Source organism: Sporosarcina sp. P26b (assembly GCF_002743245.1).
Lineage (GTDB): Bacteria > Bacillota > Bacilli > Bacillales_A > Planococcaceae > Sporosarcina > Sporosarcina ureae_C.
This window is the reverse complement of sequence record NZ_PDYW01000044.1, coordinates 1-9,237: the sequence shown is the minus strand read 5'-3', so window position 1 is coordinate 9,237 and position 9,237 is coordinate 1. Positions and strand designations below refer to the sequence as shown.

The 9,237-nt window shown below is 37.7% G+C and carries 9 protein-coding genes; all 9 read left to right on the top strand.

Annotated features, from left to right (window positions below):
- Positions 1-159: 159 nt before the first annotated feature.
- The 9 genes from CSV69_RS16105 to CSV69_RS16060 all read left to right on the top strand — a co-directional run bounded on the left by CSV69_RS16105 (position 160) and on the right by CSV69_RS16060 (position 9,107).
- Positions 160-417: a hypothetical protein gene (locus tag CSV69_RS16105; protein ID WP_233192415.1), complete on the top strand. Its 258-nt coding sequence runs from the start codon at positions 160-162 to the stop codon at positions 415-417.
- A gap of 451 nt (positions 418-868) precedes the next feature.
- Positions 869-1,003 carry a hypothetical protein gene (locus CSV69_RS17360; RefSeq protein WP_255396894.1) on the top strand — a complete coding sequence of 45 codons (135 nt, stop codon included), beginning with the start codon at positions 869-871 and terminating at the stop codon, positions 1,001-1,003.
- Positions 1,004-2,297: 1,294 nt separating this feature from the next.
- On the top strand, positions 2,298-3,515 hold the full coding sequence (locus CSV69_RS16090; protein ID WP_085427027.1) for an MFS transporter: 1,218 nt from the start codon (positions 2,298-2,300) through the stop codon (positions 3,513-3,515).
- 45 nt (positions 3,516-3,560) lie between these two features.
- A complete protein-coding gene (locus CSV69_RS16085; protein ID WP_099693963.1) occupies positions 3,561-4,967 on the top strand; it encodes a M20 family metallopeptidase in 1,407 nt (468 codons plus the stop codon).
- Between the two features lie 154 nt (positions 4,968-5,121).
- A complete protein-coding gene (locus tag CSV69_RS16080) occupies positions 5,122-6,414 on the top strand; it encodes a hypothetical protein (RefSeq protein WP_099693962.1) in 1,293 nt (430 codons plus the stop codon).
- Positions 6,415-6,569: 155 nt separating this feature from the next.
- A complete protein-coding gene (locus CSV69_RS17355; protein ID WP_255396893.1) occupies positions 6,570-6,695 on the top strand; it encodes a hypothetical protein in 126 nt (41 codons plus the stop codon).
- 177 nt (positions 6,696-6,872) lie between these two features.
- Positions 6,873-8,078 carry a VWA domain-containing protein gene (locus CSV69_RS16070; RefSeq protein WP_143560849.1) on the top strand — a complete coding sequence of 402 codons (1,206 nt, stop codon included), beginning with the start codon at positions 6,873-6,875 and terminating at the stop codon, positions 8,076-8,078.
- A gap of 369 nt (positions 8,079-8,447) precedes the next feature.
- The gene (locus CSV69_RS16065) at positions 8,448-8,807 is read left to right on the top strand and encodes a type II toxin-antitoxin system Phd/YefM family antitoxin (RefSeq protein WP_085427023.1); all 360 of its coding nucleotides are present in this window, start codon (positions 8,448-8,450) and stop codon (positions 8,805-8,807) included.
- Positions 8,808-8,810: 3 nt separating this feature from the next.
- Positions 8,811-9,107, top strand: coding sequence for a type II toxin-antitoxin system RelE family toxin (locus CSV69_RS16060; protein WP_099693961.1), 297 nt, complete (start codon positions 8,811-8,813; stop codon positions 9,105-9,107).
- Positions 9,108-9,237: the final 130 nt, after the last annotated feature.

Here is a 9,237-nt window from a genome sequence, read left to right as displayed (position 1 = left end):
TTGTGCCACTATAAAACTTCCTCTCATTGTTTGTCTCGTAACTTCAATGATACACGAAATTTTATAGTGGCATTTTTTTATTTGAATTTAGATGGCTAACTTGATTGTACAATTGGCCCAAATTTAACTTTTGATAATCAAAGTATATCTAACTATACATTGATAGTAAGTTTGTTACTCGAGGAAGAAAATGCACAACTTCATGAGTTAGCATTTTCTCTTTTATCTCAACCGCTTTGTCACACGGAAGGTGCTTATTTTGCATCTTTATACCATGCAAGAAAAGCTGTAGAATTAACTGATTATAAAAATGTTAAATACATGGAAAACCTGCTTTTTCTGAACATAGTTCCTGATAAAGTAATTAGCGATGAAGAAACTCATGAAATTGCTAAAAAAATTATTTTATTTTATTAGAACCTAAGAATGAAGTCGCTAGGGAAATATTAGATTAAAGCGTGATTAAAAAACTTCCGAATCTAACACAATCTAAATATGTTAGATTCAAAAAAGAGCCTAACCCCATTCAATCAAAGGGTTAGGATCCTTTATTTTGATTACTATTTTTATTTGAAATATGAATCTAACATAGCGCGTGGTATTAGGATAGTTATGTTAGATTGATTGTATTAACTGGGCAGTTTAGTACAGAAAGAATGGTTTTCATGAAGGAATAGAAATATATGAAGTTAAAAAAATATGTGATATCGAGATTGTCCAGACTAAAATAGTTTGGGCTTTTTTGATTCTTTCGATTGAAACCATTATTATGGAAGGAACAGAACAAGTCGGAAGAGGTGGCAAAATGGCGAAAATAATACCATTCAAAAATAGGCGGCAACTATAAACAGAAAAGGAAGTTAAAGTTATGCGTGAGTGGGAAACCCACCTAGAATGGGAAGAAGCAAATTGCCACCATGTAATAGAAAGAGAAACGGAAGAACAGGGATTGTCACAGGAGGAAATCGAGTGGCTGAATGAATGGCTGGGCGAAGAAAAATGATTACCATAGAAGTTGAGCTAGAAAAGATGAAAGAGCTTTATCTTCAGAAAATAGATGAGCATTTACAAGAACTTGAATCAGAGGTATTTTTCATGAATTCAACTAGCTACATATTTAAACATGTCGTGGAATACGATTGTAACCCATCTTTTATATGATGAAGAATTTCCGAAGATATGTCTAGGGAGCAAGTGGGCGTTTCATAAAAAAGAGATCGGTAAATATATGGAGAAGTATAGAACAGAATACTAGCATGCGTGTGTCTTAATCCGTGAACAGTAATATATCTTATCTCCAATTCATCCAACATTATTTTTAAACTTTTATTTACTGTTGCATTTGTTAGCACGTTTGATTTATTATATGGACTGCAGAAAAACAAGTCATGTAAATTAGGCGAAGTTTCATCAAATAAATCCTGAAAGACATTCATGGTATCTTGGTCTATTAAGATTACGCACTCCGAAGAATTGTTTTTTTGTGGTTGAAAATCCAAATCCTTCTTTATAATCCCAAGTCCTTTTTATATGTAACAAATTGTTCTTGAAATCGAAATCATCTCTGGTTAGGCCTACACGATCCCCAAAACGCATTCCAGATGTTAATGCAAGTAGAAGTAGGGAAAAAGCTAAGTGACCAATCTAAACGTTTGTATAGGTCTTTCATGAGTTTACAGCTATACGTATGTAGAGATTTTCTTATCACTCGCTGCTAAATACCGGGTAGCGGGTATTTTTGCGACACAATCTCTTGGCCAACTTGAAATCGAATCGGGAAGTCTTGGTCCGAAGGCAATGAAACAAGCGATTCTTACGTCATGTCGAAACAAGATCTGTTTTGGTGGCATTTCCGCGCAGGATGCTCAAGATTTTGTGGATGAGTACTATTGAAATATTGGTTAGGGAATTGAATACCTCCTAACCCAATGGGTTTTTCTGATAAACGGATCTCAACGATTTATTCATACAATGGGTGACCAAGCTTATATGTGGGAAATAGATTATTAGTTTTGCTATGTTAGTAAATTTCATAATTCAATCTTTTTGCTGCGTCGGGTTTAAGTAATTATGAAATCGACTCACGTAAATTTTTGTCTATTTATCAGTTGGTCAAGGAAATTTCTAGAGTATCTACAGTAACAACGGGTATCCATGTATTGTTCACTTCGTTTTCGTAAAAAGAAATATTGCATTAATTTCAATTCCTGTTTATAGTATTTAATATAGCGACAATTTCGTTAAGTCTACGTTAAATAGAAAATGGGGGAAAATTTTTCCGAAAAGGAGGGTTACATATGGTTTCTAAGAAACAAAGAAACTTGATTTTGTTATTACTATTTATAGGTTGGGCCATTGGTAACTTCGATCGTTATTTTATAAACTATGCAATATTGTCCATCACTGAAGATTTACAATTGAGTCCTACAAGTACTGGACTTATCCTTAGTAGTTTTTTTGCGGGATATGCGCTTATGCAAATACCAGGTGGTTGGTTGGCAGATAAATTCGGTTCTAGGAGAGTCTTAATTGTATCCGTCCTGATGTGGTCGATCTTTACAGCGGCGACGGGGGCAGTATGGTCACTGACTTCGATGATTATAATCCGTTTCTTATTCGGGATTGGAGAAGGTGGATTTCAACCTTCAAGTTCAAAACTGATTTCGCAAACGTTTCCAAGTTCAAAAAGAGCTTGGGCCATGTCTATTATGCTTTCAACTGGCGGTATTGTGTCGCTGATTGTACCGGTTCTTTCAGTTTATTTGCTGACAACAATTGGTTGGCGAGTGTCTTTTCTAGTACTGGGCGGTATCGGGCTTATTATTACTGTTCTTTACTGGGCTTTCATCAGGCTGCCCGAGGGCTTTAAAGAGGAAGAATTCAAACCGGTTGGCGAGAATCAGGAGGGCGTTTTCAAGCAATTGATAAAAACTCCGTTGATGTTGAATCTATTTATCGCCTATTATAGTATTTACGCGATTAACTGGGGTTTAGCGACTTGGTTGCCGACTTATCTCGTCAATGTACGTGGACTTGATTTAATTTCACTTGGATGGGTGCAAACAATTCCAGGTTTAGCAATGGTCTTAGCGATTTTCTTATCTGGATATGTGATTGATAGGCTTCCGGAAGAACGAGAGAAAGTGATGGGAGCAATTGCATGTGTCCTCATTGGGATTATTTTATACCTCATGTTTAATGCGCCGAACGTAACGATGTTCATCACTTACCAAACAATAGTGATTATGTTCATTTCATTTATAATACTTTTATTACCATCTATTATTTTGAAAAGGTTTCCATCTACTGTAGTAGGTACAAGTATGGGAATCGCGAACACGGGTGGCCAGTTAGCAGGCTTTATTACGCCACTTGCCATCGGGTTTATTGTACAGATGTTTAATGGATCGTATAATGCTGCTTTTTGGATGTTAATTATTTTTGCTGTCATTTGTACGGTTTCATTATTGACGTTGAATTACCGAAAAGGCGAGTTGCTTCAAGCTGAGCAATGAAAGTGATGCTATGTAACGGCAATTTATATAGAGGAGAGATAAGTGATGGATTTACTGAAAACGGTTTCAAGGCTAATCGAGCAAAAAAGAGAAAAGTTCATTGCACTAAGCGATAAAATCTGGGAAGTACCGGAATTGTGTTTCGAGGAACATCAATCTTCTGCTTATTTAATAGGGGCTTTGGAAGAGGAAGGTTTTAAGGTCGAGCGTGGCGTAGCAGGACTGGAAACCGCTTTTATTGGAAATTACGGAAGCGGGAAGCCTGTTGTCGCGATTTTGGGTGAATATGATGCATTGGCGGGGCTTAGTCAGAAAAAAGGACTTACCCATCACGATCCAGTTGTCAATGGTGGAAATGGCCATGGCTGTGGTCATAATTTGCTGGGAACAGGTGCATTTGCCGCGGCTGTTGCAATTAAAGAGTATATGGAGTTAAATCAGTTAAAAGGAACAGTCCGCTTCTATGGCTGTCCCGCTGAAGAAGCCGGTTCTGGTAAAGCATTCATGGCTCGTGCTGGTCTTTTTGACGATGTGGATGCTGCGTTTTCATGGCACCCTTGGGATGTTCCCGGTCTTATGGACGTGAAGACGCTCGCTAATTACTCTGCTCGTTTTAAGTTTAAAGGGAAAAGTGCCCACGCAGCGGCGGCGCCTCATTTAGGTAGGAGTGCACTGGATGCGGTGGAATTGATGAATGTCGGTGTGAATTATTTGAGAGAGCATATGGTTCAGGATGCCCGTATCCATTACGCAGTTACAGATACAGGCGGCATCTCACCGAATGTGGTCCAAGCGAATGCCGAAGTCGTCTATTTGATACGAGCTCTGGAGAAGGATGAAGTTCAATCGCTCTACGAAAGAGTCTATGACATTGCACGCGGAGCGGCCTTAATGACAGGCACGACGTTTGAAGTGGAATTCGAAGGGACTGCTTCTAACTTAATCCCAAATACTGTGCTTGCGGATGTGATGTACGAGAATTTAACGAAAGTCGAGATTCCTACTTATGATGAAGCGGATCAAAAATTCGCCAAAGAGATTCGAAGTACGCTTTCACAGGATGATTTAAACAATGCGTACGTGGGACGCGACAGGGAAACAGTGAAAAAGTTGAAAGAACTGGACATTGCAGACTTTGTTCCCTCACATAATTCCTCGGATGCTGTATTATCAGGCTCTACAGATGTAGGGGATGTTAGTTGGATTGTTCCGACGATGCAATGTCTGACAACTTGTTTTGCACTCGGCACCCCACTTCATACATGGCAAGTCGTTTCGCAGGGAGTTACACCGATTGCGCATAAAGGGATGCTACAGGCAGGGAAAGTGATTGCGGCGACAGCCATCCAAGCGATGGAAAACCCGGAAATTATTGAACAAGCCAAAGCTGAGTTGCAGGAACGTTTGGATGGTAAGACATACACCTCATTAATCCCCGACTCGGTGAAATGAAAACTTCATATTTTATTTGGAGGCTGAATTGATTCAGCCTCTTTTGGAATTCTATTACTTGTGTGAAAGGTGATAAGTTGGAAATTCACTGGATTTCAATGGGATTTAACAGTAAAATTAAGTAACATACGCGTTCAGAAAGTAGGTATTCGTCATGTACAAAGTTGGGGTTGTCGGTCCTAGTCAATCCGTGAACAGGATTCTTACATTGGCAAGAGAAATTGAACAAGAGTTGGAATTCGTCCCTTATATTTATAAAAAAACAAGCGAAGTGAAAGATTTTGTGTCGAACCCTGAGTCACCAGTAGATTATTGGCTTTTTTCAGGCTATATCCCGTATAAGATTGCGGTGAATACTGTGGGAAAAAATGAAACCTTTCTCTATATAGATTCTGGTGAATTAGATATTTATAAAGGAATTGTGACTCTTTCAAATGAAAGTAGAAAACTGCCGGAACGGATTAGCATAGATATGATTGCGTCATATTGCCCTTATGAGTTGTCCCAGTTAGAAGGAACGATGGAGAAAGTATATATTAAAAGATTCGATGTCGAGGTAGAAACGGAAGAATTATTTAAATTTCATTATGAGTTATGGGAACAAAATAAAATAGAAGCGGTTTTAACTTGTTATCCAACCGTTTATGAAGATTTACAAGAAGCGGGTATTCCAGCATTTTGGTTATCTCCAACACGAAATGAAGTTTTCCATACCATTCGGATGTTTTTCGAGAAAATTAAAACCTCATATTATAAGGATACACAAATCAGTGTAGAAATGATTGAGATTTTAGATTACGACACGATTAAAGAGAAAATGAGAGAATCCTATCAATTGGATTATTTGGAATTGCATTTGAAGAAGACACTTATCCAGCTTTGTGAAAGATTGGATGGTTCGCTTTTTGAACAAGGTAATGGGCGCTATGCAATTTTTAGCACAAGGGGAGCAGTCGAAAGAGAAATCGGTACGTTGAAAGAAAAAGTGAATTACCTTTCAGTTGAAGCAGGTTCTGGCATTGCGGTCGGGATTGGTTTCGGACAGACGGTCTTCACGGCAGAGACGAATGCCTATCGTGCGATTCGGGAATCCAAGAGAAAAGAGAAGCAGGATATCGTCATTATTCAAGAAGATGGAGCGATGATTGATGCAGTTGGTGCGGAAGAGGAACTAGCCTATGACTACCGGACAGATGATAAAGAATTTTTGGCGAAATTAAAAGAAGGTAAAGTTAGCATCAAAACGTATAAGCGAATTGAATCTTTAATCAGAAAAATGGATTGGACGAATTTCACGACGAAAGATTTAGCCATTCATTTAAAAATGAGTGAACGCAATGCTCAGCGAATTGTATCTAATTTGGATAAAGTAAGTTTAATAGAATATGTTGGAGAAGAATCACATTATGCAAAAGGGAGACCTGTGAAAGTATATCAACTGAATTGAACTATCAACACGTTAGCTTCGTTTGACAGTAGGAGATTCTTAGGAATAAGTTATAGTAGCGGCCTACTCCAAGTTCGGAGCTGGCTTTGTAATAGCTTTGAAATATCTTCTTAACTAATGGAAGTTCCGAAGATACACACTATTGGATTTTACAGATGCCAAACAACCTACGCCAGCCAGGGATGATGACAGGCCGGTCTGTTGCGTTTAAAGTTCTGAACCATGACCGTGAAGCAGAAGTTTTCACTGAATCACGTATTGCTGCGTTGGAACAAATGTGAAAATTCAGAGGGGGTGGGTCAAAATGACCTGGACCCCTTATTTCTATTATAAGGAGGAGAAATTCATGTCAATCAGTCCATTTTCTTTATCTCGTGAATGGAGCTTGTATTAGACAAAAATACCATTAAGCATAAAGCGTTCAGACCTTGTTAACGGTGCAAGTTAACAAATTATTTATGGAGAATATCATGAAAGATGATTCGTTTGAAAACTACCGAAACTTTACTCGATTGGATGACTTATCTTCAGCCATCGGAACTGTGAAATTTGGGGAGAAAACGAATGAATGGTTAATTGAACAAAAAGAAAGGGACAAAGGCTTACAAAAACAAATGCAAGAGGTTCAGGCGATGAAAAGGCAACTTCAAAAGCAGGAACAAAAAAATGGGGCTGGAAATGGTAGTGAGGAGTTACAAGAAGACTTGATAGAAGCAATGTCAGACTTGGGGGATCAACTTCAACAGACGTTACAGAATAACAGTCATAGCTTTTCAGAAGCGATGTCACCAGCTATACAGGAAATGAAACAGACGAAAGACAGCTTGAAATCATTACTTGGAGGCACGAGTGCAGGAAGTGGTGACGCAGAACTGAAAAAAGTTCCTTTACGAGACCAAATTTCATTAGCTGAAAAGATCGCGTCTAATAAACAGATGAAAGAAATTGCGGATTGGGCGGGTCGATTCAAACAGATAGCCCGTAAAAAGCAAAAATCTAAGCATAGTGATTCAATGGAAAGAAGTGGGGTTACCCTAGGCAACGATATTGAGAGAATGCTACCAATGGAATTGGGTTTGTATACACATCCAATAACGAAGAACGACTTCCTACGTCGCTTTGTGGAAGGCCAAACGATGCAATATGAACTGAAAGGACATGAGGTACTAGGGAAAGGTCCAATTGTGCTTTGTCTGGATCAATCAGGCAGCATGCACAAGCTCGATACCCAATCAAAAGGTTTTACGTTAGCGCTCATGTCGATTGCAAGAAAACAGAAAAGGGATTTTTGTTTAATCCTGTTTTCTACTCGAACAAAAATCTTTAAATATGAAAGAGGGAAAATAAAAAGTTCAGATATGATCAATTTAGCTCAAACTTTCTTAGGTGGAGGCACGGACTTTGCGCTTCCTCTTGAAAGAGCGATGAATGTAATAAACGAAAGTCGTTTCAAGCAGGCGGATGTTGTGTTTGTTACGGACGGGGAAGACCGAGTGAAGGATTCATTCTTAGAAGTATTCAATAAAAAGAAGAAAAAAAAAGAGTTTAATGTGCTATCCCTAACGATAGGAAGCAATGCAAAAATGGTCAGGCAGTTTTTAGATAAGGTAGTACAAGTTAAAGATTTTGATGATACTGGAAGTTTTACTGCTTTTGAAATATAAACTAAGATAAGAGTAGTTATACAGGGCTTCAAGTAATAGTTGATTTGTCTACTGAATCCTATGACAAGATATTCCGTGCATTGGATTTAACAGTGAAATATGTTGGAGAAAATTTGATTCAAATAGGTTTTGATTAAGCGGTTGTCTCATTGGTGGTTTCGACTGTGGGATAACCTTTTTGTGTTGTAAACTTTTTTCAGCATTCTTTAAGAATTACAACAACTTCATAGGGGATTACAGATAACATTCTATCCCTATACATCCCCAATATATGACGTGATATTTAGCCACTATATAAAGGTGTACATTATCTTCGTGATATTGTATAATTTTAAGTAACAGAAGCATACTATGGAGGAGAAGATAAAAATGGGGATGAATGTTATGGAGAAACCACAATTTAATGTTGATCAAGTTATTTCTGCTTCAAATGCTGCTAAAAGATTTGCAGAAGTACGTAGAAATGCAAAAACGAGTCCACAATTTATTTCTCAAAATAACAGCATTGATTCAGTTGTACAAAGCTATGAGGATTACGAAAAAATGTATATGGAATTGGAAACTTTGCGGGAGTTGTTTTTTGATTTGAATCTTTCTGATCGAATTGAACAAGCAGACTTAAAACCCGAACTTAGATTCACTATTAAAGATGTAATGGGTGAAGAAGGATATACTGAGTTTCAAAAGATTGATCCGAATTCTATTTCAGATGAAGAGTTATTTGGGTAATGTATGGAAAATAAATTCGAGATAGTATTTATAGAAGACGCAAAAGAAGATTATCGAAAATTAGATGGTTCTGAGAAAAAATATGTTGATATCGCACTTGCGAAGATTAGATTACGAGCAGATGAGCTTGGTGAAGAACTAACAAAAAAAGGTGACTCCAATTTAATTGGCTGTAAAAAGATTAAGTTCAGAAAAATAGGTATTCGAATAGTCTTTAGGGTTATTGGTGGTCAAGTTGAAATAGCTGAGATTATTTCAATTGGAAAACGAAGGAATGATGAGGTTTATAAAAATGCCTAAATTGCAATATTAAGTTAGCCACTTAGATAAAATCCAGTGTATGTATGAAGGGGGCTGTTATCCCTCTATCGATAATCTCTTTTTGAAAATACTAAGCTAACCTAGCTAACTCTTGTTCAAACAAAACGGA